This window comes from Bacillus sp. GMa5/1, assembly GCF_050172015.1.
In the GTDB taxonomy this organism is placed as follows: Bacteria; Bacillota; Bacilli; order Bacillales; family Bacillaceae_G; genus Bacillus_A; species Bacillus_A cereus.
Window position 1 is genome coordinate 1 of the sequence record NZ_JBNLYC010000007.1, and the last position, 22,906, is coordinate 22,906.

Consider the following 22,906-nt stretch of genomic DNA (forward strand, 5'->3'; position numbering starts at 1 on the left):
ATCAAATGCCGAATATGATGCCAATCATGGATAACAATCAAATGCCGAATATAATGCCAATTATGGATAACAATCAAATGCCGAATATGATGCCGATTATGGATAACAATCAACCACCAAATATGATGCCCTATCAAATGCCCATGATGCCGCCGAATCCGTATTATCAACAACCAAATCCATATCAAATGCCATATCAGCAAGGAGCGCCGTTTGGACCGCAACATACGTCTATGCCAAACCCGAATATGATGCCAATGGATAATAACATGTCGCCGCTTGTGCAGAGTGAGGAAGATTGTGGATGCGGAGGAGAAAGTAGACTATATAGTCCACAACCAGGCGGTCCGCAATATGCGAATCCTTTATATTATCAACCAACTCAGTCTGCATATGCACCACAGCCAGGAACGATGTATTATCAACCAGATCCACCAAATGTATTTGGAGAGCCCGTTTCAGAAGAAGAGGACGAAGAAGAAGTTTAAAAAGGCGGGAGTATTCCCGCCTTTTTTGCATTCCTGTTAATTAAGAAAAGGCAGTTTTTTTATGAAGTGCTAGAAAATTCCCAGTGAAATATTAACAGTGTAAAAACCTTCTCTGTTACTCATCATAAGAGGGAGCTTTTCAGTAGAGAAGCTCATTCTAACAGAGGGGGTTTTTGTATTGAATACGAAAGTAAAAGTGATTGCTGCTTCTTTGTTAGTTACTAGTGCATTAGCTGCATGTGGTACACCAAAAAACAATGCAATGGATGGACGTAACTACAATTACGAGCGTACATCTTATAATGATACACATCAGTATCGTGATAATGTGACGCGTAATGATCGTTATACAGATTATGTAACATATAGAAATGGTCGTAACGATACAGGATACAATTATTACCGTGATGTAAATTACAATGGACAAATTGCTAATCCGCATCCAACTCGTAATATTACAATGAACAATTCATACATTAACAATGATGGTAAAACAGCTGAAAGAATAACAAATCGTGTGAAACGTATGAATAACGTAGACCGTGTGTCTACAGTTGTATATGGAAACGATGTAGCGATTGCGGTAAAACCACGTAACACAGTGACAAATGAAACGGCGATGGCGAACGAAATTCGTCAAGCTGTTGCAAATGAAGTTGGAAACAGAAACGTATATGTTTCTGTAAGAAATGATATGTTTACTCGTGTCGATGCAATGAGTACGCGTCTACGTAACGGTACAGTTACAAACGATTTTAATCGTGATATAGGAAATATGTTCAGAGACATTCGTTACGGTTTAACTGGTACAGTGCGATAGCAAAACAAAAGAGGAAGGGGGAGCCCTTCCTCTTTATTCATTTTCGTCTTGTAAACGACGTTTTTTAATAAAATAACTAACGGAATAAGAACCTAAAAAGCATATGAAGAGAATACCACCTGTTAAAATAGCTTCAAATAGGGGGCTTTCTGGACTGAAAATGATATAAATAATAGCCATAACGATTCCTACAATAAGAGAGCGTAAAACAATTTTGTAATAAGGAGTTAATTTTATCTCCTTTTCACTTTCTTCTACATCAATTGAAACACTTAACTGTAAATAACTAAGGATTATACTCGTAAGAATAAATACTAGCCATAATGGAGATTTCGTAATTTGATCTATTCCTTCAGTGAATCCGATATAGCCTAAAATACCGATTATACCAAGTGATTGAAAAAGAAAAGCAATACGTACGTTTTTTAACGTTTGCAGAATGAGACGTTCATCCTTTATTTTTTTCACACTACCCATCTCCTGTTTATTATGATTTCGCTGTTACATTAATTGTAACATATACATTACATTTATCAATTTATAATTTACATATAATTTGTTTAGATGAAAGAGGAAATAAAATATTTTTATAAACATGTTGCACTTATACTTTATTAATGTTATATTAGCAAAGCGATGAGCTAATTTACGTAAGACGAGAGATATGCTTAAGTGCTAAACACGCGAATGTGGTCGCCTGGTCTCTCGCCGTAAACGCATCAAGACGCCTGCTTTGCAGGCGTCTTTCATTTTATATAAAAGTAAATGATACATGCAGATGAGGTGAATCCTTATCTGCATTTTTTATATTTTCGAAAGAAATGTAATAGGGATAAAACCCCCATTTCCGGAAAAACTACTAATGAAAGTTTGATTTTGCCTAAAAGAGGTGAACGGAAATGAAATGGATACTGATTGCGATGCAAGCTTTCGTTATGATGTTTTGTTTCGTTTATGAAACGAATGTGAAGGCGGAAGGGCCAGTACCAGAGGTAACGAAAAAAGAACCTGAGGTTACAATTTTATTAGAGCGTATGTATGTTGATGGCGAAGTAAGCGAAGAAATACTTACAGAAAAAGTGACGGATTTAGAAAAGTTTTTACAGCAGTATAAAGAATGGCAGCTCGTTGATCGTGATGATGTACAAATTGTATTGCAAAAGAAAGTTGATGATATTTCTCCGTTATTGAAAACGAGCGGGTATTTTGGTGTTTCAGAGGAAGGGATATTACAAATTTTCAAAGGTGTGCCAAAAAATGATAATGCGATCCATTCTTTCTTTCAAATTGATATGAAAAAGCTTGAGAGCTATGAACGTGCGAAATTGAAACGTGGCATTCGTATTAAATCAAAAGAAGGTTTTGTGAAGACGATTGAAAAAATGAAGCAATACGCAGTTCAAAGTAAGAAAAAAAGCAGCTCATGGTGAGCTGCTTTTTTTCTTATTTATTTTTAGCTAAAATTTCTTTCGCGATTTCATCAATTAGCATATCTTTTCCGATTGGATTGAATGCTTTCGTATTGAAGACTTCATTTGATACTTCATATACGTGATTGTTTTTAACTGCTTTATTGTCTTTCCAAACGGCACTGTTTTTGTAGTCTTCGTAAACTTTATCAGCTTCGCCGCCGAAGTTTACAATAAACATTTGATCAGGCTGGAATGCAACAAGACCTTCTAGCGATACTTGCGCCATCGTTTGTTTTAAATCTGTGCCTTTTGTTGCTGGAAGTTTTAAGTCGTTAAAGATGATGTCACCGTATCCGAAGCTACCGTATACGCGGAAGTTTTGTGGTGTAACTGCGACGAACATAAAGTTCTCATCTTTTGTTTTCTCTTTAATTTTTTTAGATAGAGAGTCTGCTTTTTTATCGTAGTCTGCAATCCATTTGTCTGCTTTCTTTTCTTCGTCAAATAGTTTACCTACTTCTTTAAACTTACCGCGCCAGTCTTCTAAGTTTGTTTCTAGAACAACTGTAGGTGCAACCTTTTCTAGTTGATCATAAATTTTTAATTGACGGTTGTTTAAAATAATTAAGTCTGGTTTTAAAGCAGTAACAGCTTCTAAATCAACTTTAGGTGCCCAGTACCAACCTACTGCTTTTACTCCATCTAACTTGTCTGTTAAGTGATTTTGGATTTTATCTTTATATGTATTTGCTGTACCAACAGGTTTATGTCCAAGAAGTAATAGTTCTTCTGTTGATCCAGATAAGTCAACAATTCTCTTTGGATTTACTGGAATTGTAACTTCACCTTTAGCATGTTTTACAACTTTTGTTTTCGGTTGTTCTTTTGCTTTCGATTCTTCTTTTTGAGAAGAACAGCCAACGATAGAAAGAACAACAAGCATAATAGTAAATAAAATAAATAGCTTACGTTTCATCCTGATGTAACCCCTTTAATTAGTATTGATAATCATTATCGACTTCTGTATATTAAGGTGCTTTAACCTTTCTGTCAATGGAAAATAACAGAAGTTTCAAGTGGAGAACATTTGTTGGGGCAGTCTCGCTTTTCTATCATTAAATATGTTAAAATGGAATACATGATTTAAGAGGGAGAGATCGTATTTTGTTTGAATATGTTACAGGTTACGTGGAGTATGTAGGGCCGGAATATGTCGTAATTGATCATAATGGAATTGGTTATCAAATTTTCACACCAAATCCGTATGTATTTCAAAGAAGTAAGCAAGAAATCCGTGTCTATACATATCATTATGTGAGAGAAGATATTATGGCACTTTACGGTTTTAAAACACGTGAAGAGCGTTTATTATTTACAAAGTTGTTAGGCGTGTCTGGCATTGGGCCAAAAGGCGCTCTTGCAATTTTAGCTTCTGGTCAAACAGGACAGGTCGTTCAAGCGATTGAGCATGAAGATGAGAAGTTTTTAGTGAAATTCCCAGGCGTCGGAAAGAAAACAGCACGCCAAATGATTTTAGATTTAAAAGGAAAACTAGCAGATGTCGTACCAGATGCATTTGTTGATTTATTCTCAGACGCAGAACGTTTTGATGAGAAGAAAGGTTCATCAGCTGAGCTTGATGAGGCACTGGAAGCTCTGCGCGCACTTGGATACGCAGAACGCGAAGTTTCTCGTGTTGTACCAGAGTTATTAAAAGAAGCATTAACGACGGATCAGTATATTAAAAAGGCACTTAGTCTTTTACTAAATGGTAAGAGGTGAGTATAATGGACGAACGTCTCCTTTCAGGGGAATCTGCATATGAAGATGCGGATTTAGAATATTCATTACGGCCACAGACGCTCCGTCAGTATATTGGCCAAGATAAAGCGAAACATAATTTAGAAGTATTTATTGAAGCGGCGAAAATGCGTGAAGAAACGTTAGATCACGTGCTTTTATATGGACCGCCAGGTCTTGGTAAAACGACGCTTGCGAATATTATTGCCAATGAGATGGGCGTTAATGTTAGAACAACTTCAGGTCCCGCAATTGAAAGACCAGGAGATTTAGCTGCTGTATTAACAGCGCTTCAGCCAGGGGATGTATTATTTATTGATGAAATTCATCGTTTGCATAGATCAATTGAAGAAGTATTGTATCCTGCGATGGAAGACTTTTGCCTTGATATTGTAATTGGAAAAGGGCCTTCAGCACGTTCTGTACGCCTAGATTTACCGCCATTTACATTAGTTGGAGCAACGACACGTGCTGGAGCATTATCGGCACCGCTTCGTGACCGCTTCGGTGTACTTTCAAGGTTAGAGTACTACACAGTAGATCAGCTTTCTGCGATTGTTGAACGTACAGCAGAAGTATTTGAAGTTGAAATCGATTCGTTAGCTGCATTAGAAATTGCAAGACGTGCTCGTGGTACACCTCGTATTGCGAATCGTCTTTTAAGACGTGTACGTGATTTCGCACAAGTTCGTGGTAATGGAACGGTTACGATGGAAATTACACAAATGGCATTAGAGCTACTGCAAGTAGATAAATTAGGTCTAGATCATATTGATCATAAATTACTGCTTGGTATTATTGAGAAATTCCGTGGCGGTCCAGTTGGATTAGAAACGGTTTCAGCAACAATTGGAGAAGAATCTCATACGATTGAAGATGTGTATGAGCCGTATTTATTACAAATTGGCTTTTTACAACGAACGCCGAGGGGCCGAATTGTAACGCCGCTTGCGTATGAACATTTCGGAATGGAGATACCAAAAGTATGACGGAGATGCCAAAGCTGCTTATTACAGCCGGGATCTTACTCATCGTTGTTGGATTAGCTTGGAAGTTCATTGGAAGGCTTCCAGGCGATATTTTTGTGAAAAAAGGAAACGTTACCTTTTATTTTCCTATCATTACATGTATTGTGTTAAGTATTGTATTATCTTTTATTATGTATATAATAAATCGATTTAAATAAGAAATAGGTGGATATAGCTATGGATATAAATCTGTTTGATTTTCATTTACCAGAAGAACTTATTGCACAAGTCCCGTTAGAGGAGCGTGAAACATCAAGATTAATGGTGTTAGACCGTGAAACAGGTGATATTGAGCATAAACATTTTACGGATATTCTTTCTTACTTACATGAGGGGGATTGCTTAGTTTTAAATGAAACGAAAGTTATGCCTGCTCGTTTGCACGGTGTGAAAGAAGATACAGGCGCGCACATTGAAGTACTTCTTTTAAAACAAGAAGAAGGTGATAAGTGGGAAACGCTTGTAAAGCCAGCGAAACGTGTAAAAGAAGGAACTGTTATCTCTTTTGGCGAAGGGAAATTAAAAGCAACTTGCACAGGAACTGCAGATCAAGGTGGACGTCAGCTTGAATTTTCATATGACGGCATCTTCTATGAAATTTTAGATGAACTTGGGGAAATGCCACTTCCTCCATATATTAAAGAGACGCTAGAAGATCGCGATCGCTATCAAACAGTATATGCGAAAGAAATCGGTTCAGCAGCAGCGCCGACTGCGGGACTTCACTTTACAGAAGAGTTACTTGAGAAGTTAAAGCAAAAAGGTGTTCAGTTAGCATTCATTACACTTCACGTAGGACTTGGAACATTTAGACCAGTTTCTGCAGACACGATTGAAGAACACCATATGCACGCAGAATATTATCATATGTCTGAAGAGACAGCGGCATTATTAAATCGTGTGAAAGAGAATGGTGGACGTATTATTACTGTAGGTACGACATCAACTCGTACGTTAGAAACAATTGCAACAGATCATGAAGGTAAGCTTTGCGCTGCTTCTGGATGGACAGATATTTTCATGTATCCGGGATATGAATTTAAAGCAATTGATGGTTTAATTACAAACTTCCATTTACCGAAATCAACATTAATTATGCTTGTAAGTGCATTTGCAAATAGAGATAATGTACTTCATGCTTATAATGAAGCAGTAAAAGAAAAATATCGTTTCTTTAGCTTCGGTGATGCAATGTTCGTTGCATCTCACGCTAAAATGAGAAACAAATAAAAGGAGTAAGTTATGACAGCAATTCGTTATGAATTTATTAAGACATGTAAACAAACGGGTGCCCGTTTAGGTCGTGTGCATACGCCGCACGGTTCATTTGATACACCAACATTTATGCCAGTTGGTACACTTGCAACAGTTAAGACAATGTCACCAGAAGAATTAAAAGCAATGGATTCTGGCATTATTTTAAGTAATACGTATCATTTATGGCTACGTCCAGGTCATGAAATTATTCGTGAAGCAGGCGGTTTGCATAAATTTATGAACTGGGATCGTGCAATCTTAACAGATTCTGGTGGTTTCCAAGTATTCAGTTTAAGTGACTTCCGTCGTATTGAAGAGGAAGGCGTTCACTTCCGTAATCACTTAAATGGAGATAAATTATTCTTATCACCAGAAAAAGCGATGGAAATCCAAAATGCATTAGGTTCAGATATTATGATGGCATTTGATGAGTGTCCACCATTCCCAGCTACTTTTGAATATATGAAGAAATCTGTAGAGCGTACGAGCCGCTGGGCAGAACGTTGCTTAAAAGCGCATGAACGTCCGCAAGATCAAGGTTTATTCGGTATTGTACAGGGGGGAGAGTACGAAGAGCTTCGTCGTCAAAGTGCGAAAGATCTTGTTTCAATGGACTTCCCTGGTTACGCTGTAGGTGGTTTATCTGTAGGTGAACCGAAAGATATTATGAACCGTGTACTTGAGTTTACAACACCACTTCTTCCAGATAATAAGCCTCGTTACTTAATGGGGGTAGGTTCTCCTGACTCGTTAATCGATGGCGCAATTCGTGGTATTGATATGTTTGACTGCGTACTTCCAACTCGTATCGCTCGAAATGGTACATGTATGACAAGTGAAGGTCGCCTCGTTGTAAAAAATGCGAAATTCGCAAGAGACTTCGGTCCGCTTGATCCAAACTGTGATTGCTACACATGTAAAAACTACTCTCGTGCGTACATTCGTCACTTAATGAAATGTGATGAAACGTTCGGAATTCGTTTAACGTCTTATCACAACCTTCATTTTCTGTTAAACTTAATGGAGCAGGTGAGACAAGCTATTCGTGAAGACCGTCTTGGCGATTTCCGCGAAGAGTTCTTTGAACAGTATGGCTTTAATAAACCGAATGCTAAAAACTTCTAATACATAATTTAAAAGGAGGAACAAAAGATGAATGCAGGTATGATGAATATCGTTATGATCGTTGCGATGTTTGCGATTTTCTATTTCTTATTAATTCGCCCGCAACAAAAACGTCAAAAAGCAGTTGCTCAAATGCAAAGTGAGTTAGCAAAAGGTGATGCTATCGTAACAATCGGTGGTTTACACGGTACAATCGAATCAGTAGATGAGACGAAAATTGTTATTAAATCTGGTGGTTCACACTTAACTTTCGATCGCAATGCGATTCGTGAAGTTGTGAAAAACTAATTTGGAAGGCCCTGCATGAAATATGCAGGGCCTTTTTTAGTTACTTTGCTTTGACATATTTACACCGAAAATACCACCGAGTGTACTCGCCCCCATTAATGCTAATTGATAAAGTAATTGTGAGTTCGATAAAGTTTGAGAAAAGCCTAAATAGTTAACTAGAAAAACGAGTATAGTGAACGTGAGACCTGTTGTGAGACCTACTAGCCAACCTTTTCCTTGAGCCTTTTTGCCGGCAGTAAATCCAGACATAAGCATAGATAAAAGAGCGAGTATAAAAATAGTAACGGTTAATGTCCCTTCGTTTATATTCGTAAACTTTAATAAAAGAGCCATAATCATACTAGTAATAGATGCGAGAATTAGTAGTGTAACAATACCGAAGCCAATTGCAGTTGATAATTTTTTCGTTCCATCCATTTATGCATTCCCCCTTTTTAATACAAGCATATTTTCCTTTTGTCTAAGTTAGACTAGTTTCTTTTTTATAGGGGAGTCTATACGTAAAAAAGGAGATGTAGAAATGGAATGGATATCAATAATTGGACGGACAATGCTTTTGTATATCATCATCTTAATTATTTTTCGTCTTATGGGTAAACGTGAGATAGGAGAGCTAAGTGTATTAGATTTAGTCGTATTTATTATGCTTGGAGAAATGGCTGTAGTGGCAATTGAAAATACCGATAAATCACTTTGGCATCAATTAGTTCCGATGACTTTTCTTATGTGCATCCAAATTATTTTGTCAGTCATTTCCCTAAAGTATCAACGCTTTCGGCATTTAATAGAAGGTGAGCCGGCTATTCTTGTAAACGCGGGAAAGATTGATGAAAAGAAGATGAGAAAGCAACGTTATAATATAGATGATTTAATGATGCAATTAAGGGAACAAGGAGTTGGAGATATTCGGGATGTAGAATATGCTATTTTGGAACCGTCTGGGAAGTTATCTGTCTTTCAAAAACAAAAAAATAAACAAGATACATTGCAGTTTACGCTTCCTCTTATTATTGATGGAGAAATTCAATCTAGTCATTTACAAATGATTGAACATACAGATGCATGGCTTATTGAGAAATTAAAAAACTTAGGTTATAACGATGTAACACAAATTTTATACTGTAGTTTTCAAAACGGAAAATTTTTTGTTGATGTAAAAGAAAATTAGAGACTTATTCTTTGAAAGAGTAAGAATGATTAGTGTAACTAATAATCAGTGGAGATTACCCCACTGATTAAAGTTTCACCTTATTTCAAAAATGAAAGTTTACGAATGATAGGGAGACGACTTAACTCTTCTTTTCGAATGAGTTTGAAAGTGAAGAGAAGTACGATATAAACAATTGTTGTTAAAGTGATTTCCCATAATGTTTGTATGCCAAGGGCATGAGAGAAAATAATATATTTATGAAGATAAAAACCGAAGGCGCCTGCGATACCGATGGCAAGTCCGCCGAAAATATAGTCTTTTGCGTAAATGGTAAATGTAATCTTTTTTAAAACAGTAGCGTAGTGAAGAAATGTTACTGTTACAATATTTGCTGCAATAGCGAGAGCAACCCCCATCATTTGAAATTCTGGCCTTGATGCTAGTACAAAAATAACGATTAATTTCACGATGGCACCAATAAATGTATTCATCATTGCAGCTCTTGCTAAGTTTAAAGCTTGCAAAACAGAGGTAAGTGGACTTTGGAAATAATGAAATAAAAAGCAAGGCGCAAGAAGTTGAATGAATGCTGTTGCACTGTCTGACCCATACATAAGAGTTAAAACAGGAGAAGCGAATACGTATAATATAACGACAGACCATCCGCCGGTAATTAATGAAATTCGAAGTGCTTGTTGTAAACGGTGCTCCACTAATTTATGTTGTCTTTTTGCCATTGCTTCACTAATAGAAGGGACGAGCGCTGTAGAGAGAGCGTATGTAATAAAGGCGGGTAGTGATAGAAGCGGGAATGCATAACCGTTTAATATACCGTATTGCTGAGTTGCAACAGAAGCAGCGACACCAGCAATTGCTAAGCTTTGCATAACGACAATAGGTTCAAAAAAATATGAAACGGAGCCGATTAAACGACTTCCTGTAGTTGGAAGGGCAATATCCATCAGAGAATAAAATGTCCCTTTGCTTTCCTTTACAGTAGTGAAAAATCCAGAGCGTATTGATAAATGTTTTTCTCGCTGAAATAACGTGAGTAAAAATAATAACGATGCAACTTCACCGAGAACAGCTGATAACATAGCGCCGGCTGCAGCGTATTCTATGCCGTAAGGTAAAAATAATTGAATGCATATAGCGATAATGGTAATGCGGACGACTTGTTCTAGAACTTGCGCATAAGCGCTAGGTTTCATGTTTTGTTTCCCTTGAAAATAACCACGCAAAACAGAAGAAACAGCAATAACAGGAACAACGGGCAAAATGGCCATTAATGGATAGTACGTTCTTTCGTCGGTTAATAATGTTTTTGCTAAAATAGGTGTGAGGAACATAATTCCGATTGTTAAAATGATACTAATAACGGATGTAACAGCTAGTGATACGGTTAATATTTTTTTAACTCTTTGTTTATCGTTCACAGCTTCCGCTTCTGCTACAAATTTTGCGATTGCGACAGGAAGACCAATTTGTGTCAATGTAATTGCTAAAATGAATGTAGGAACGGCCATCATATAAAGACCAACGCCTTCTTCTCCCAAAATACGTGCCATTACTATGCGGTTGATAAAGCCGAGTATTTTTGTAATAAAGCCGGCTATCATTAAAATAAATGCGCCTTTTAAAAAGCTTTGTCTCGTCATGTTCTTCTCCTACCTTCTCAAAATCAATGGAATGATTTACAATAATTTATATGCACGTACGAGACAAGAATGACAAGCATTTAAGAGAGTGAAATATGATAGTGCTCTTGAAAGTAGTTATTGCTGTCCATTAGAGCGGGAATAAAAGCGACTTTTCGTGCGAAATAAGAAGGAGATGTTATAGATGTTAGATAGAGAGGCTTTGGTAGAATCATACCGCGGACAGTTACAAGTCGTTTTAGAAAGTAAAGTAGAAGAGTTTCAAATGTTCGGCTACGACAGAGTGACAGATGATGACATTTGGAAGTTTCTTAAAGTGAAAAAGTGGAAGAAGATAGACAGCGATGTTAGATTGTATGAATTAGTTAATGACGTATTAACAGTAAGCGCTAATGAATATATGACATATTTAACTGTTGAAGCATATCAAGCGCCACTTTGGTCATTTGATGAATATGAAAATAAATAACCGACTGCAATTGGTTTGTTCTTCCTTTTGCAGTATAATGATAGGTATTGATAATCAGGAAATAATTATGTCTAAGATCATATATAAAGGAGGTAGTGAAGAGAGAAAACAAATAATGAAAGTGCAGGTATCGTGAAAACGTACCGGCACAGCTAGTGATGAGCTAGCAAAATTATAGAAAGGAAGTCTACTAACTAGACGTATGCACACGTGTAAAAGTGAATCGTAAGAGATTTATTTAAAGTGTTAGTAGCGGAAAGAGGGTACATATGGCAAAGCGTGGTACGAGAATTGCCGCCTTTTTCCTCATCGTTTTATTAATCGGTGGAGTAATTGGTGCGGCAGGAAAAGACATAGCAAAAGGAATTAGTCTAGGACTAGACCTTCGCGGTGGTTTTGAAATTCTGTATGAAGTAAAACCAGCCAAAAAAGGTGACAAAATCGATCGAGACGTACTTGTAAGTACAGTAGGTGCTCTTGAGAATCGTGTCAATGTTCTCGGTGTAAGTGAGCCGAACATTCAAATCGAAGGGCAAGATCGAATTCGTGTACAGCTTGCTGGTGTACAAGATCAGCAAAAAGCACGTGAAATGTTATCAACACAAGCGAAATTAACATTCCGTGATGTAGATGATAATCTTCTTATGGACGGAACGGATTTAAAAGGCGGCGGAGCGAAGCAAACATTTGATGAGCAAGGCCGTGCGAGCGTAGGTCTTACACTAAAGAGCGCTGAAAAATTCCGTGAAGTAACTGAAAAAATTTCAAAAATGCCACCACCAACGAATTTAATGGTAATTTGGCTTGATTTTGAAGAAGGAAAAGATTCGTACAAAGCAGAATCTGCAAAACCGAATCCGAAGTTCTTATCAGCAGCAACAGTAAACCAAGTATTTAACCAAGCTGAAGTATCTATCGTAGGTGGAAACTTCACAGTTGAAAGTGCGAAACAACTTTCATCTTTATTAAATGCAGGTGCACTTCCTGTTGATTTAAAAGAAATGTATTCAACATCTGTTGGAGCGAAATTTGGTCAACAAGCGTTAGAGCAAACGATTTTCGCTAGTGCGATTGGTATCGCTCTTATTTTCTTATTTATGCTTGTATTCTACCGTTTACCAGGACTTGTAGCGGTTATTATGTTAGGTTTATACATTTTCGTTACATTACTTGTCTTTAACTGGATGCATGCAGTTCTTACGTTGCCAGGTATTGCGGCGTTAGTGCTCGGAGTAGGTATCGCAGTTGATGCGAATATTATTACGTACGAGAGACTGAAAGAAGAGTTGAAAATTGGTAAGTCCATGATGTCGGCATTCCGCGCTGGTAATCATCGTTCATTAGCAACAATTCTAGATGCAAACGTTACAACTCTTGCAGCAGCTGGTGTGTTATTCGTTTATGGTAATAGCTCTGTAAAAGGATTCGCAACAAGTTTAATCGTAAGTATTTTAGTTGGTTTTATTACGAACGTATTCGGTACTCGTTTCTTACTAGGTTTACTTGTAAAGAGCCGTTACTTTGATAAAAAACCAGGATATTTTGGTGTGAAACAAAAGGATATTATTCCATTAACAAAAGGGGTAGTACATCCGCCAACGAGATTTGATCGTATTAATTTCGTAAATATCGGTCATAAATTCCTTATCTTCTCGATTGTAGTTGTAATTGCGGGTGCAATTATCTTACCAATTTTCAAATTGAATCTTGGTATTGACTTTGCGAGTGGTACACGTATCGACTTGCAATCAAAACAAGCCGTTACTGTGTCTGATGTTCATAAAGATTTTAAAGAATTGAACATTGATGTGAAGGAAGAAAATATTGTACCGACTGGAGATGACAATAAAGGTTTCGCAGTTCGTACATTAGGTGTTTTATCAAAAGATGAAATTGCGAAAACAAAAACATTCTTCCACGATAAATATGGTACAGATCCAAACGTAAGTACAGTTTCACCGACAATTGGTAAAGAAATTGCACGAAATGCATTTATCGCAGTATTAATTGCTTCTGCGGTTATCATTTTATACGTAAGTATTCGTTTCCGATTTACGTATGCGTTATCTGCAGTGCTTGCATTATTACATGACGCATTCGTTATGATTGTTATGTTTAGTATTTTCCAACTAGAGGTAGACTTAACATTTATCGCTGCAGTACTAACAATCATCGGTTATTCTATTAATGACTCGATTGTTACATTTGATAGAAACCGTGAATTATACAAACAGAAAAAACGAGTGCGCGATATAAAAGATCTAGAAGAAATCGTAAATGCAAGTATTCGCCAAACGCTTGGTCGCTCGATTAACACCGTATTAACAGTGTTATTCCCAGTAATTGCACTGCTTATCTTCGGTAGTGAGTCACTACGTAACTTCTCGTTTGCCTTACTTGTTGGATTAATTGTAGGTACGTACTCTTCTGTTTTCGTTGCCTCTCAAATTTGGTTAATGCTTGAAAACCGTCGTTTGAAAAAGGGAAAAAACAAGAAGAAGGTTGAGAAAGTAGAATCTGAACCGCAAGTATAGAAAAGATGATGTCTCTTTATGAGGCATCTCTTTTTTCGTTTGTGGATACAATAAGATAGCAACTTTTTAACAGAAAGAAGATGGAAGAAAGTGGTGGTGTTATCGCTGTTTTTGTTAAAATAAAAAGATAGGTTAAGAAAAGAAGGGATTTTAATTATGGAAAAAGATGAACGTTTTAAACAGGCCGAGTTTGGTGCTATTGTCGGGATCGTTGGTAATATTATATTAGCGATTGTAAAGGCAGTAATTGGTTATATTGGGAACAGTAAAGCGTTATTAGCGGATGCCGTGCATTCTGCATCAGATGTAATAGGTTCGCTAGCTGTACTTTTTGGACTGCGAGCGGCAAAGCAGCCACCTGATGAGGATCATCCGTATGGTCATGGTAAAGCGGAATCGATTTCAGCGATTATTGTTGCGGTATTATTATTTATTGTGGGACTTGAAATCGCGATTTCGTCTATAAAAGCTTTTTCGCAAGAACTAGAACCGCCGAAAGGAATTACGATATTTGCTGTTGTTCTTTCAATCGTCGTGAAAGAAGGAATGTTTCAATATAAATTCCGATTAGGGAAAAGAGTAAACAGTGATGCAATTATTGCAAATGCATATGAGCACCGTTCGGATGTATTTTCTTCAATTGCAGCTTTAATCGGTATTTGTGCAGCTATAATCGGTAGTAAGTTTGGTATAGACTGGCTCGTATATGCTGATCCGATTGCAGGATTAGTTGTTTCACTTCTTGTTGTAAAAATGGCATGGAGCATTGGAGCGGAAGCAATTCATGCAACGCTTGACCATGTTCTTCATGAGGAGGATGTTATTCCGCTTAGAGAGGCCGTTCTTCAAGTAGATGGTGTGAAAAAAATTGGTTCTTTATATGCACGGGAGCATGGTCATTATGTTATTGTCGATATTAAAGTGTCTGTAGATCCATACATTACCGTAGAAGAAGGACACCGTATTGGAAAACATGTGAAAGAAATACTTATGAAACAAGATAATGTACAAAATGTATTCGTACATATAAATCCGTATTCTCCAAATTAAACATCATTAACATTTTAGTATATAGATGTTGCATCGTAGTTTGCATTATATTGTCACCCCTTAATCTGTCTTGTATAATGAACAGGTTAAGGGGTGATTTCGTGTTACAACCGAAGACGCGTTGGAAAGAAAAAGAATATAATGACGAGCGAGTGAGTGAATTAGCAAGTAAATTACAGTTATCGCCACTTGTCGTTTCATTATTCCTCGGTAGAGGACTAGATACAGAAGATAAGATTTTAGATTTTTTAAATACAGAAAATCAAGAATTTCATGATCCATTTTTATTAGAAGGAATGGATAGAACGGTAGAACGTGTAAATAAGGCGATTCAAAATGGAGAGCAAATATTAATATTTGGTGATTACGATGCGGACGGAGTAAGTAGTACGACGGTTTTATATCTTGCTCTTCAAGAATTAGGTGCAGAAGTAGAATTTTACATTCCAAATCGTTTTACAGAAGGGTATGGACCGAACGAAGAAGCATTTCGTTGGGCGCATAGTGCAGGTTTCTCACTGATTATTACTGTCGACACTGGCATCGCAGCAGTACATGAAGCGAATGTAGCGAAAGAGCTTGGAATAGATCTAATTATTACAGATCACCATGAGCCACCGCCAGAATTGCCAGAAGCGCTTGCGATTATACATCCGAAATTAGAAGGTGGCGTATATCCGTTTCACTATTTAGCTGGTGTAGGTGTTGCGTTTAAAGTTGCGCATGCACTATTAGGCCGTGTACCAGAACATTTATTAGAGATTGCAGTAATCGGTACAGTAGCCGATTTAGTATCACTTCATGGTGAAAATAGGTTGCTAGTGAAACGCGGTTTAAAACATATGCGTATGACGAGAAATATTGGTTTGAAGGCATTGTTTAAAGTTGCTAACGTTTCGCAAAGTGAAATTACAGAAGAGAGTATTGGCTTCTCAATTGCACCTCGTATTAATGCGGTTGGGCGTTTAGAAGATGCTGCGCCGGCTGTACACCTTTTATTATCAGATGATCCAGAGGAAGCGAAAGAGTTGGCCGAAGAAATTGATGAGCTGAACAAACTGCGAAAAGATATTGTAAAGCAAATTACAGAAGAAGCTATCGCTGAAGTTGAAAATAACTTCCCGCCAGAAGAAAACAAAGTATTAGTACTTGCAAAAGAAGGCTGGAACCCAGGGGTAATTGGAATTGTTGCTTCTAAATTAGTTGAACGTTTTTATCGTCCGACGATTGTATTAAGCATCGATCCTATAAAAGAAACAGCAAAAGGCTCAGCACGTAGTATTGCAGGATTTGATTTGTTTGCAAACTTATCAGATTGTAGAGAGTTATTGCCACACTTCGGAGGGCATCCGATGGCAGCGGGAATGACGCTACATATGAATGATGTAGATGAATTACGTCGCCGATTAAATGAACAAGCAGATGCGATTTTAACAGAAGAAGATTTTATTCCAATTACAGCAGTTGATGTTTTTTGCAAAGTAGAGGATGTAACGCTAGCGGCAATTGAAGATATGCAAAAACTAGCCCCGTTTGGTATTGGAAATCCGAAACCACGTATTGCAGTAAAAGATGCAGAGTTAGAAAGCATTCGCGCAATCGGATCAGATGGTTCTCATTTAAAAATGGCTCTTCGTGATGGACAAGCAACACTAGATACAATTGGATTTGGTTTTGGTGCATATGCGAAAGAAATCTCTCCAGTTGCAAAAGTATCTGTAATAGGAGAAGCATCCATCAATGAATGGAATAATTTTAAGAAGCCACAACTAATGGTACAAGATATTGCTGTAGAGGCGTGGCAATTATTTGATTGGCGTAGTATGCGTAATGCAGAAGCAAATTTAGCAGAACTTCCGAAAGAAAAAATAACAATGGTGTATTTTTCTGAAGAGGTATTGAATAAATTTTCTTTAGAGAGCTATAAAGAAAAGCTCATGCATGCTTCAGAAGTAACGCATTTAGATGATCAATATATCGTGTTACTTGATTTACCAAAAGGAACCGATGAATTACGTGAGTTATTTAAGGCAGGATTCCCAGCGCGAATTTATACGCTATTTTATCAAGAGAATAACCACTTATTTAGTACAGTTCCGACGAGAGAACACTTTAAATGGTACTATTCTTTCTTAAGCCAAAAAACACCATTTTCTTTAAGACAATATGGAGAACAACTATGTCGTCATAAAGGTTGGTCAAAAGATACAGTAAATTTTATGACACAGGTGTTTTTTGAGTTAGAATTTGTTACAATAAAAGATGGCGTCATTTTTATGGCAGACAAAAAACAAAAGCGTGATTTAATTGAATCGAACACATATCGTGAGAAAATGAACCACTTACAATTAGAAAAAGAATTGGTTTATAGCACATATCAGCAACTATATACATGGTTTGAAACGATTCGTAATCATAAAGAAGTAGAACAGTTAGGGTAAAGGATTTGTATTTACAAACCTTTTAGATCTGAGGAGGATTCAGAAATATGGATTTCAAGCAACATATCGCAATTGTACCGGATTATCCGAAAGAAGGTATTGTGTTTAAAGACATTACACCTTTAATGAATGACGGTAAAGCATACAAAGCAGCAACAGATGCAATCGTTGAATACGCAAAAGAAAGAGATATCGATGTTGTAGTAGGACCAGAAGCTCGTGGTTTCATTATCGGTTGCCCAGTTTCTTATGCGTTAGAAGTAGGATTTGCGCCAGTTCGTAAATTAGGAAAATTACCACGTGAAGTAATTACAGTTGACTACGGTAAAGAATATGGTAAAGATGTTTTAACAATCCATAAAGATGCAATTAAGCCAGGTCAACGCGTATTAATTACAGATGACCTATTAGCTACAGGTGGAACTATTGAAGCGACAATTAAGCTAGTTGAAGAACTTGGCGGAGTTGTAGCAGGGATTGCATTCTTAGTAGAGCTTACTTACTTAGATGGTCGTAAAATGTTAGATGGTTACGATGTATTAGTATTAGAAAAATACTAATCACTATATAGGTAAAACTACGGTGATAAAAAGTACCCGTGAATCTCTTGGAGAGGAGCGGGTACTTTTGTATAATTGAACAAAAAATCATGGTGAAATGTCAGTAAAATCTTTTCCTTTTCACAATTCACAATCATTGGGTTATAATGATAGAATATAATTTATTCTATTAAATAAAGATAAAGTCAATTTTCAATAAAAGGTGATTCGATGGCAAATGAGCAGGTACTAACAGCTGAACAGGTACTCGAGAAAGCAAGTCAATATTTAGTGGATGAAGATATTGAGCTAGTAGCACGTGCCTATGAATATGCACGCGATGCGCATAGCGAACAATACAGAAAATCGGGTGAACCGTATATTATTCATCCAATTCAAGTTGCAGGTATTTTAGTTGATTTACACATGGATCCAGCTACGGTATCAGCAGGTTTCTTACATGATGTAGTGGAAGATACAGAGATTACGTTAGAAGATATTGAACGGGAATTTAACAAAGAAATTGCTATGCTTGTTGATGGTGTTACGAAGCTTGGGAAGATCAAATATAAATCTCACGAACAACAACAAGCAGAAAACCATCGCAAAATGTTTATTGCAATGGCTCAAGATATTCGAGTTATTTTAATTAAACTAGCTGATCGTCTTCATAACATGCGTACATTGAAACATTTGCCTCAAGAGAAGCAGCGTCGCATAGCGAATGAAACGCTAGAAATCTTTGCACCTTTAGCACATAGACTCGGAATTAGTACTATTAAATGGGAGCTAGAGGATACGTCACTTCGCTATTTAAATCCACAACAATATTATCGTATTGTAAATTTAATGAAGCGTAAACGTGCAGAACGTGAAGAATACTTAGACGAAGTAATGACTGGTATTCGTGAGAAATTAAAAGAAGTTGCAATTCAACCTGAGATCTCTGGAAGACCGAAACATATTTACAGTATTTATCGTAAAATGGCACTGCAAAATAAACAGTTCAATGAAATTTACGATTTATTAGCTGTACGTGTTGTTGTAAATAGTATCAAAGATTGTTATGCAGTGCTTGGAATTATTCATACGTGCTGGAAGCCGATGCCAGGTCGTTTTAAAGATTATATTGCAATGCCAAAAGCAAATCTATATCAATCTCTTCATACGACTGTAATTGGACCGAAAGGTGATCCACTTGAAGTGCAAATTCGTACGAAAGAAATGCACGAAATTGCAGAATTCGGGATCGCGGCACACTGGGCATACAAAGAAGGAAAAACAGCAGAAACAACAGGTACATTAGAGAAGAAACTCACGTGGTTCCGTCAAATATTAGAATGGCAAAATGAAGCTTCTAATGCAGAAGAATTTATGGAGTCATTAAAAATTGATTTATTCTCTGACATGGTATTCGTCTTTACACCGAAAGGCGATGTAATGGAATTACCACTTGGATCGGTTCCAATTGATTTCGCGTATCGTGTCCATTCGGAAATTGGGAATAAAACAATTGGTGCAAAAGTAAACGGGAAAATGGTAACGCTGGATTATAAATTAAAAACCGGCGATATCATTGAAATTTTAACGTCGAAACATTCATATGGCCCAAGTCAAGATTGGGTAAAACTTGCTCAAACATCTCATGCGAAAAATAAAATTCGTCAATTCTTTAAGAAACAACGTAGAGACGAAAATATTGAAAAAGGCCGTGAACTTGTTGAAAAGGAAGTACGTGGTCTAGAGTATGAGATGAAAGAAGTATTAGCGCCTGATAACTTAAAACGCGTCGCTGAGAAATTTAACTTTGCAAATGAAGAAGATATGTTTGCAGCAGTTGGATATAGCGGAATTACAGCTTCGCAAATTGTTACGCGACTAACGGACAAGTTCCGCAAGCAACGCGAAGAAGAAGAAATTGTTGAAGTTAAAGAAGTTCGTAAACCGATGAAAATTCGAAAATGGGATTCTGGTGTAAAGGTAAGCGGTGCTGATAATTTATTAATCCGTTTATCGAAATGCTGTAACCCAGTTCCGGGTGATGATATCGTTGGGTATATTACGAAAGGCCGAGGTGTATCGATTCACCGCCGTGATTGTGTAAATGTTCATACAGAAGAAGCGATAGAACGTTTATTAGAAGTTGAGTGGGAAGGTAGCCCTGAAAAAGAAATAGAGTATAACGTTGATATTGAAATTTCAGGTTACGATCGCCGCGGTTTATTAAATGAAGTACTGCAAGCTGTTACAGAGACGAAAACATACATTTCAGCTGTTTCTGGTAGAAGTGACCGTAATAAGATGGCAACAATTAATATGTCAATCTCGATTCGTAACTTACAACACTTGAAAAAAGTAGTAGAACGCATTAAACGCGTTCCAGAAATTTATGCAGTACGACGCATGATGCATTAATAGGGAGTGTAGAAAGATGAGAGTTGTTTTACAACGATCAAAGAAAGCGTCTGTCACAGTAGACGGTGAGATCGTAGGACAAATTCCGTTCGGTTTAACATTACTAGTTGGCATTACGCACGAAGATACAGAAAAAGATGCAACTTACATTGCGGAAAAAATTGCAAACTTACGTATTTTTGAAGATGAGAGCGGAAAGATGAATCATTCTGTACTTGATGTAGAAGGACAAGTTCTATCTATTTCGCAATTCACATTATACGGAGATTGCCGCAAGGGAAGACGTCCAAACTTTATGGATGCTGCGAAACCTGATTATGCAGAGCGTTTATACGATTTCTTTAATGAAGAAGTTCGTAAACAAGGATTACATGTGGAAACAGGGAAGTTCGGAGCAATGATGGATGTTTCTTTAATCAATGATGGTCCGGTGACCTTAATTGTAGAAAGTAAATAGTGTTGATAAAAAAGAGAGGGTTATATAATCCTCTCTTTTTTATACATTGTTGTATGTTTTGTTCATTTATTTGGAATTAATAGCAGTTTTGGTTATGTATAACTCTTTCATCAATATGGAACAATAAAAAGTAAAACATCCATATTGAATGTGAGGGATATACGTATGCGTATGAATGAAAAAGGGCATTCTGTTACAAATGGTGCAAATCAACTATTTAACGTGAATTTTCATGATTTTATTTCAAAAGAGCAAAACAATACTTCAATGGAGCTTGCTTCCGAGTTTGGGATTTCTCTTCAAGATGTAAAGCGTTTAAAGAAGCAGATTGAACGTTCTTAGAGCACTTGACAATCCTACTTAACAAACGTATAGTAATTTTATATTTACATATGAATATAACCGTTGATAGAGAAGAGTAAATGAGACACACATGGAAAGAGAAGGAATGTCTTAGGCTGAAAACATTTCTACATGATGACTGATTGAATGACACTCTAGAGGTTTCAACTTGAACGGCATATACGCTTAGTAGGGATGAACGCATATTTAAGCGTTATTAAAAAAGTGGAAGCATACGTGCTTCAATTAGGGTGGCACCACGGGTATAATACTCTCGTCCCTACTGTTCAAACAGTAGAGGCGGGAGTTTTTTTATTTTTATTAAGATTAAAACAATTTGAGGAGGAACTGAATATGTCTATTCAAATCCCACGCGGAACGCAAGATATTCTTCCAGGCACTGTTGAGTTATGGCAGTATATCGAAGGGCAAGCACGCGAAATTTGCCGTCGTTACAATTATAAAGAAATTCGTACACCAATTTTTGAGCACACTGAGCTATTTTTACGCGGTGTTGGTGATACGACAGATATCGTACAAAAAGAAATGTACTCATTCCAAGATCGTGGAGAGCGTAGCTTAACATTACGTCCAGAAGGTACTGCACCTGTTGTACGTTCTTACGTTGAAAATAAAATGTTTGGTGATGCAACACAACCAACGAAATTATACTATATCGGTCAAATGTTCCGTTATGAAAGACCACAAGCAGGTCGCTATCGTCAATTCGTACAATTCGGTATCGAAGCAATCGGCAGTAATGACCCTGCAATTGATGCAGAAGTAATTGCACTTGCTGTTGAATTTTACCGCGGCATGGGCTTAAAAAATATTAAAGTTGTATTAAACAGTTTAGGTGACGCAGCGAGCCGTCAAGCACACCGTGATGCATTAATCGCACACTTTGAGCCACGTATCGGCGAATTCTGTTCTGACTGTCAATCTCGCTTAGAAAAGAATCCACTTCGAATTTTAGACTGTAAGAAGGACCGTAACCATGAATTAATGGGAACAGCACCATCTATTACAGAATACTTAAACGAAGATTCAGCAATATACTACGACAAAGTTCAAGAACTATTAACGATGATGGATGTTCCGTTTGAAAAAGATCCGAACTTAGTGCGTGGTTTAGACTACTACCAACACACTGTTTTTGAAATTATGAGTGAGGCAGAAGGTTTCGGTGCGATCACTACATTAAGCGGTGGTGGCCGTTATAACGGACTTGTACAAGAAATCGGTGGACCAGAAATGCCAGGTATCGGTTTTGCAATGAGTATTGAACGTTTAATTATGGCGCTAAAAGCTGAAAACATTGAATTACCACTTGAACATAGCATTGATTGTTACGTTGTGGCGCTTGGCGAAAAAGCGAAAGACCATGCTGCAAAAGTTGCGTTCGATCTTCGTAAAGCTGGATTGTCAGTTGAAAAAGATTATTTAGATCGCAAAATGAAAGCACAATTTAAATCAGCAGATCGTCTAAAGGCGAAATTTGTAGCTGTATTAGGAGAAGATGAGCTAGATAAAGGCATCATTAACTTAAAAGATATGGCAACAGGTGAACAAGAAGAAGTAGCGTTAGATGTATTTGCTTCATACGTAGCAGAGAAATTAATATAGGGGG

The 22,906-nt window shown here is 37.1% G+C and carries 22 protein-coding genes, 1 pseudogene and 1 other annotated feature; of the genes and pseudogenes, 19 read left to right on the plus strand and 4 right to left on the minus strand.

All coding sequences use genetic code 11. From position 1 onward, the window contains the following. Both exsA and ACQGSG_RS03140 read left to right on the plus strand, forming a co-directional pair. Positions 1 to 488, plus strand: a pseudogene (gene exsA / locus ACQGSG_RS03135) (spore coat assembly protein ExsA); the annotation flags it as partial. 178 nt (positions 489 to 666) lie between these two features. Beyond that, positions 667 to 1,308 carry a YhcN/YlaJ family sporulation lipoprotein gene (locus tag ACQGSG_RS03140; RefSeq protein ID WP_001093541.1) on the plus strand — a complete coding sequence of 214 codons (642 nt, stop codon included), beginning with the start codon at positions 667 to 669 and terminating at the stop codon, positions 1,306 to 1,308. Positions 1,309 to 1,341: 33 nt separating this feature from the next. On the opposite strand, the gene ACQGSG_RS03145 is transcribed toward ACQGSG_RS03140, so the two are convergent. Next, on the minus strand, positions 1,342 to 1,776 hold the full coding sequence (locus tag ACQGSG_RS03145; RefSeq protein WP_000721242.1) for a hypothetical protein: 435 nt from the start codon (positions 1,774 to 1,776) through the stop codon (positions 1,342 to 1,344). Positions 1,777 to 2,207: 431 nt separating this feature from the next. Between ACQGSG_RS03145 and ACQGSG_RS03150 the strand changes: the two genes are divergently transcribed. Continuing rightward, on the plus strand, positions 2,208 to 2,738 hold the full coding sequence (locus ACQGSG_RS03150) for a BofC C-terminal domain-containing protein (RefSeq protein ID WP_000871174.1): 531 nt from the start codon (positions 2,208 to 2,210) through the stop codon (positions 2,736 to 2,738). Positions 2,739 to 2,751: 13 nt separating this feature from the next. On the opposite strand, the gene ACQGSG_RS03155 is transcribed toward ACQGSG_RS03150, so the two are convergent. After that, positions 2,752 to 3,696 carry an iron-hydroxamate ABC transporter substrate-binding protein gene (locus tag ACQGSG_RS03155; protein WP_426947016.1) on the minus strand — a complete coding sequence of 315 codons (945 nt, stop codon included), beginning with the start codon at positions 3,694 to 3,696 and terminating at the stop codon, positions 2,752 to 2,754. A gap of 188 nt (positions 3,697 to 3,884) precedes the next feature. Here ACQGSG_RS03155 and ruvA point away from each other — a divergent pair, with 188 nt between their 5' ends. Genes ruvA through yajC form a run of 6 tightly spaced genes read left to right on the plus strand, consistent with a single transcriptional unit; the run spans position 3,885 to position 8,218 of the window. After that, positions 3,885 to 4,502, plus strand: a complete 618-nt coding sequence (ruvA, locus tag ACQGSG_RS03160) for a Holliday junction DNA helicase RuvA (RefSeq protein ID WP_000464505.1) — start codon at positions 3,885 to 3,887, stop codon at positions 4,500 to 4,502. Between the two features lie 5 nt (positions 4,503 to 4,507). After that, positions 4,508 to 5,509, plus strand: coding sequence for a Holliday junction branch migration DNA helicase RuvB (ruvB, locus tag ACQGSG_RS03165; protein WP_000344449.1), 1,002 nt, complete (start codon positions 4,508 to 4,510; stop codon positions 5,507 to 5,509). Beyond that, entirely contained in the window at positions 5,506 to 5,706 is a 201-nt protein-coding gene (locus tag ACQGSG_RS03170; protein WP_000138162.1) for a DUF2905 domain-containing protein, read from the plus strand. Before ruvB ends, ACQGSG_RS03170 begins: the two co-directional genes overlap by 4 nt. A gap of 19 nt (positions 5,707 to 5,725) precedes the next feature. After that, a complete protein-coding gene (gene queA, locus ACQGSG_RS03175) occupies positions 5,726 to 6,778 on the plus strand; it encodes a tRNA preQ1(34) S-adenosylmethionine ribosyltransferase-isomerase QueA (RefSeq protein ID WP_000354034.1) in 1,053 nt (350 codons plus the stop codon). A gap of 12 nt (positions 6,779 to 6,790) precedes the next feature. Next, positions 6,791 to 7,930 carry a tRNA guanosine(34) transglycosylase Tgt gene (gene tgt, locus ACQGSG_RS03180; protein ID WP_000125365.1) on the plus strand — a complete coding sequence of 380 codons (1,140 nt, stop codon included), beginning with the start codon at positions 6,791 to 6,793 and terminating at the stop codon, positions 7,928 to 7,930. A gap of 27 nt (positions 7,931 to 7,957) precedes the next feature. Beyond that, the gene (yajC, locus tag ACQGSG_RS03185; RefSeq protein WP_000991115.1) at positions 7,958 to 8,218 is read left to right on the plus strand and encodes a preprotein translocase subunit YajC; all 261 of its coding nucleotides are present in this window, start codon (positions 7,958 to 7,960) and stop codon (positions 8,216 to 8,218) included. Positions 8,219 to 8,254: 36 nt separating this feature from the next. Here the strand turns inward: yajC and ACQGSG_RS03190 are convergent, their stop codons facing one another. Beyond that, positions 8,255 to 8,638, minus strand: coding sequence for a TIGR04086 family membrane protein (locus ACQGSG_RS03190; protein ID WP_000349150.1), 384 nt, complete (start codon positions 8,636 to 8,638; stop codon positions 8,255 to 8,257). 103 nt (positions 8,639 to 8,741) lie between these two features. Between ACQGSG_RS03190 and ACQGSG_RS03195 the strand changes: the two genes are divergently transcribed. Then, a complete protein-coding gene (locus ACQGSG_RS03195; RefSeq protein ID WP_000454818.1) occupies positions 8,742 to 9,389 on the plus strand; it encodes a DUF421 domain-containing protein in 648 nt (215 codons plus the stop codon). Between the two features lie 80 nt (positions 9,390 to 9,469). Here the strand turns inward: ACQGSG_RS03195 and spoVB are convergent, their stop codons facing one another. Next, entirely contained in the window at positions 9,470 to 11,029 is a 1,560-nt protein-coding gene (spoVB, locus tag ACQGSG_RS03200) for a stage V sporulation protein B (RefSeq protein ID WP_000198300.1), read from the minus strand. Positions 11,030 to 11,213: 184 nt separating this feature from the next. Here spoVB and ACQGSG_RS03205 point away from each other — a divergent pair, with 184 nt between their 5' ends. From ACQGSG_RS03205 to hisS, 9 genes are all read left to right on the plus strand, one after another. Then, positions 11,214 to 11,498 (plus strand): post-transcriptional regulator, encoded by a 285-nt coding sequence (locus ACQGSG_RS03205; protein ID WP_000886978.1) that lies wholly within the window; start codon positions 11,214 to 11,216, stop codon positions 11,496 to 11,498. A 269-nt stretch (positions 11,499 to 11,767) separates the two neighbouring features. After that, a complete protein-coding gene (secDF, locus tag ACQGSG_RS03210) occupies positions 11,768 to 14,032 on the plus strand; it encodes a protein translocase subunit SecDF (RefSeq protein ID WP_001119066.1) in 2,265 nt (754 codons plus the stop codon). A 156-nt stretch (positions 14,033 to 14,188) separates the two neighbouring features. Further along, the gene (locus ACQGSG_RS03215) at positions 14,189 to 15,082 is read left to right on the plus strand and encodes a cation diffusion facilitator family transporter (protein WP_087967288.1); all 894 of its coding nucleotides are present in this window, start codon (positions 14,189 to 14,191) and stop codon (positions 15,080 to 15,082) included. 101 nt (positions 15,083 to 15,183) lie between these two features. After that, positions 15,184 to 17,523, plus strand: a complete 2,340-nt coding sequence (recJ, locus tag ACQGSG_RS03220) for a single-stranded-DNA-specific exonuclease RecJ (protein WP_000941238.1) — start codon at positions 15,184 to 15,186, stop codon at positions 17,521 to 17,523. Positions 17,524 to 17,570: 47 nt separating this feature from the next. Further along, positions 17,571 to 18,083: an adenine phosphoribosyltransferase gene (locus ACQGSG_RS03225; RefSeq protein WP_000346215.1), complete on the plus strand. Its 513-nt coding sequence runs from the start codon at positions 17,571 to 17,573 to the stop codon at positions 18,081 to 18,083. A 210-nt stretch (positions 18,084 to 18,293) separates the two neighbouring features. Next, positions 18,294 to 20,477 (plus strand): GTP diphosphokinase, encoded by a 2,184-nt coding sequence (gene relA / locus ACQGSG_RS03230; RefSeq protein ID WP_001262811.1) that lies wholly within the window; start codon positions 18,294 to 18,296, stop codon positions 20,475 to 20,477. Between the two features lie 16 nt (positions 20,478 to 20,493). Continuing rightward, positions 20,494 to 20,934, plus strand: coding sequence for a D-tyrosyl-tRNA(Tyr) deacylase (locus ACQGSG_RS03235; protein ID WP_001266965.1), 441 nt, complete (start codon positions 20,494 to 20,496; stop codon positions 20,932 to 20,934). Positions 20,935 to 21,099: 165 nt separating this feature from the next. Next, positions 21,100 to 21,276, plus strand: a complete 177-nt coding sequence (locus ACQGSG_RS03240) for a hypothetical protein (RefSeq protein WP_001242605.1) — start codon at positions 21,100 to 21,102, stop codon at positions 21,274 to 21,276. Between the two features lie 54 nt (positions 21,277 to 21,330). Further along, positions 21,331 to 21,561, plus strand: a binding site (T-box leader). Positions 21,562 to 21,630: 69 nt separating this feature from the next. Continuing rightward, positions 21,631 to 22,902 (plus strand): histidine--tRNA ligase, encoded by a 1,272-nt coding sequence (gene hisS / locus ACQGSG_RS03245; RefSeq protein ID WP_000027081.1) that lies wholly within the window; start codon positions 21,631 to 21,633, stop codon positions 22,900 to 22,902. Positions 22,903 to 22,906: the final 4 nt, after the last annotated feature.

What these genes read in the sequence shown, in the direction of transcription:
- ACQGSG_RS03215 (WP_087967288.1), top strand. Translation starts at nt 14,189, where the DNA reads ATGGAAAAAGATGAACGTTTTAAACAGGCCGAGTTTGGTGCTATTGTC.
- relA (WP_001262811.1), top strand. Translation starts at nt 18,294, where the DNA reads ATGGCAAATGAGCAGGTACTAACAGCTGAACAGGTACTCGAGAAAGCA.
- ACQGSG_RS03150 (WP_000871174.1), top strand. Translation starts at nt 2,208, where the DNA reads ATGAAATGGATACTGATTGCGATGCAAGCTTTCGTTATGATGTTTTGT.
- ACQGSG_RS03225 (WP_000346215.1), top strand. Translation starts at nt 17,571, where the DNA reads ATGGATTTCAAGCAACATATCGCAATTGTACCGGATTATCCGAAAGAA.
- ACQGSG_RS03190 (WP_000349150.1), bottom strand. Translation starts at nt 8,638, where the DNA reads ATGGATGGAACGAAAAAATTATCAACTGCAATTGGCTTCGGTATTGTT.
- ACQGSG_RS03235 (WP_001266965.1), top strand. Translation starts at nt 20,494, where the DNA reads ATGAGAGTTGTTTTACAACGATCAAAGAAAGCGTCTGTCACAGTAGAC.
- ACQGSG_RS03170 (WP_000138162.1), top strand. Translation starts at nt 5,506, where the DNA reads ATGACGGAGATGCCAAAGCTGCTTATTACAGCCGGGATCTTACTCATC.
- secDF (WP_001119066.1), top strand. Translation starts at nt 11,768, where the DNA reads ATGGCAAAGCGTGGTACGAGAATTGCCGCCTTTTTCCTCATCGTTTTA.
- yajC (WP_000991115.1), top strand. Translation starts at nt 7,958, where the DNA reads ATGAATGCAGGTATGATGAATATCGTTATGATCGTTGCGATGTTTGCG.
- hisS (WP_000027081.1), top strand. Translation starts at nt 21,631, where the DNA reads ATGTCTATTCAAATCCCACGCGGAACGCAAGATATTCTTCCAGGCACT.
- tgt (WP_000125365.1), top strand. Translation starts at nt 6,791, where the DNA reads ATGACAGCAATTCGTTATGAATTTATTAAGACATGTAAACAAACGGGT.
- ACQGSG_RS03205 (WP_000886978.1), top strand. Translation starts at nt 11,214, where the DNA reads ATGTTAGATAGAGAGGCTTTGGTAGAATCATACCGCGGACAGTTACAA.
- queA (WP_000354034.1), top strand. Translation starts at nt 5,726, where the DNA reads ATGGATATAAATCTGTTTGATTTTCATTTACCAGAAGAACTTATTGCA.
- ACQGSG_RS03195 (WP_000454818.1), top strand. Translation starts at nt 8,742, where the DNA reads ATGGAATGGATATCAATAATTGGACGGACAATGCTTTTGTATATCATC.
- ACQGSG_RS03240 (WP_001242605.1), top strand. Translation starts at nt 21,100, where the DNA reads ATGCGTATGAATGAAAAAGGGCATTCTGTTACAAATGGTGCAAATCAA.
- ACQGSG_RS03155 (WP_426947016.1), bottom strand. Translation starts at nt 3,696, where the DNA reads ATGAAACGTAAGCTATTTATTTTATTTACTATTATGCTTGTTGTTCTT.
- spoVB (WP_000198300.1), bottom strand. Translation starts at nt 11,029, where the DNA reads ATGACGAGACAAAGCTTTTTAAAAGGCGCATTTATTTTAATGATAGCC.
- ruvB (WP_000344449.1), top strand. Translation starts at nt 4,508, where the DNA reads ATGGACGAACGTCTCCTTTCAGGGGAATCTGCATATGAAGATGCGGAT.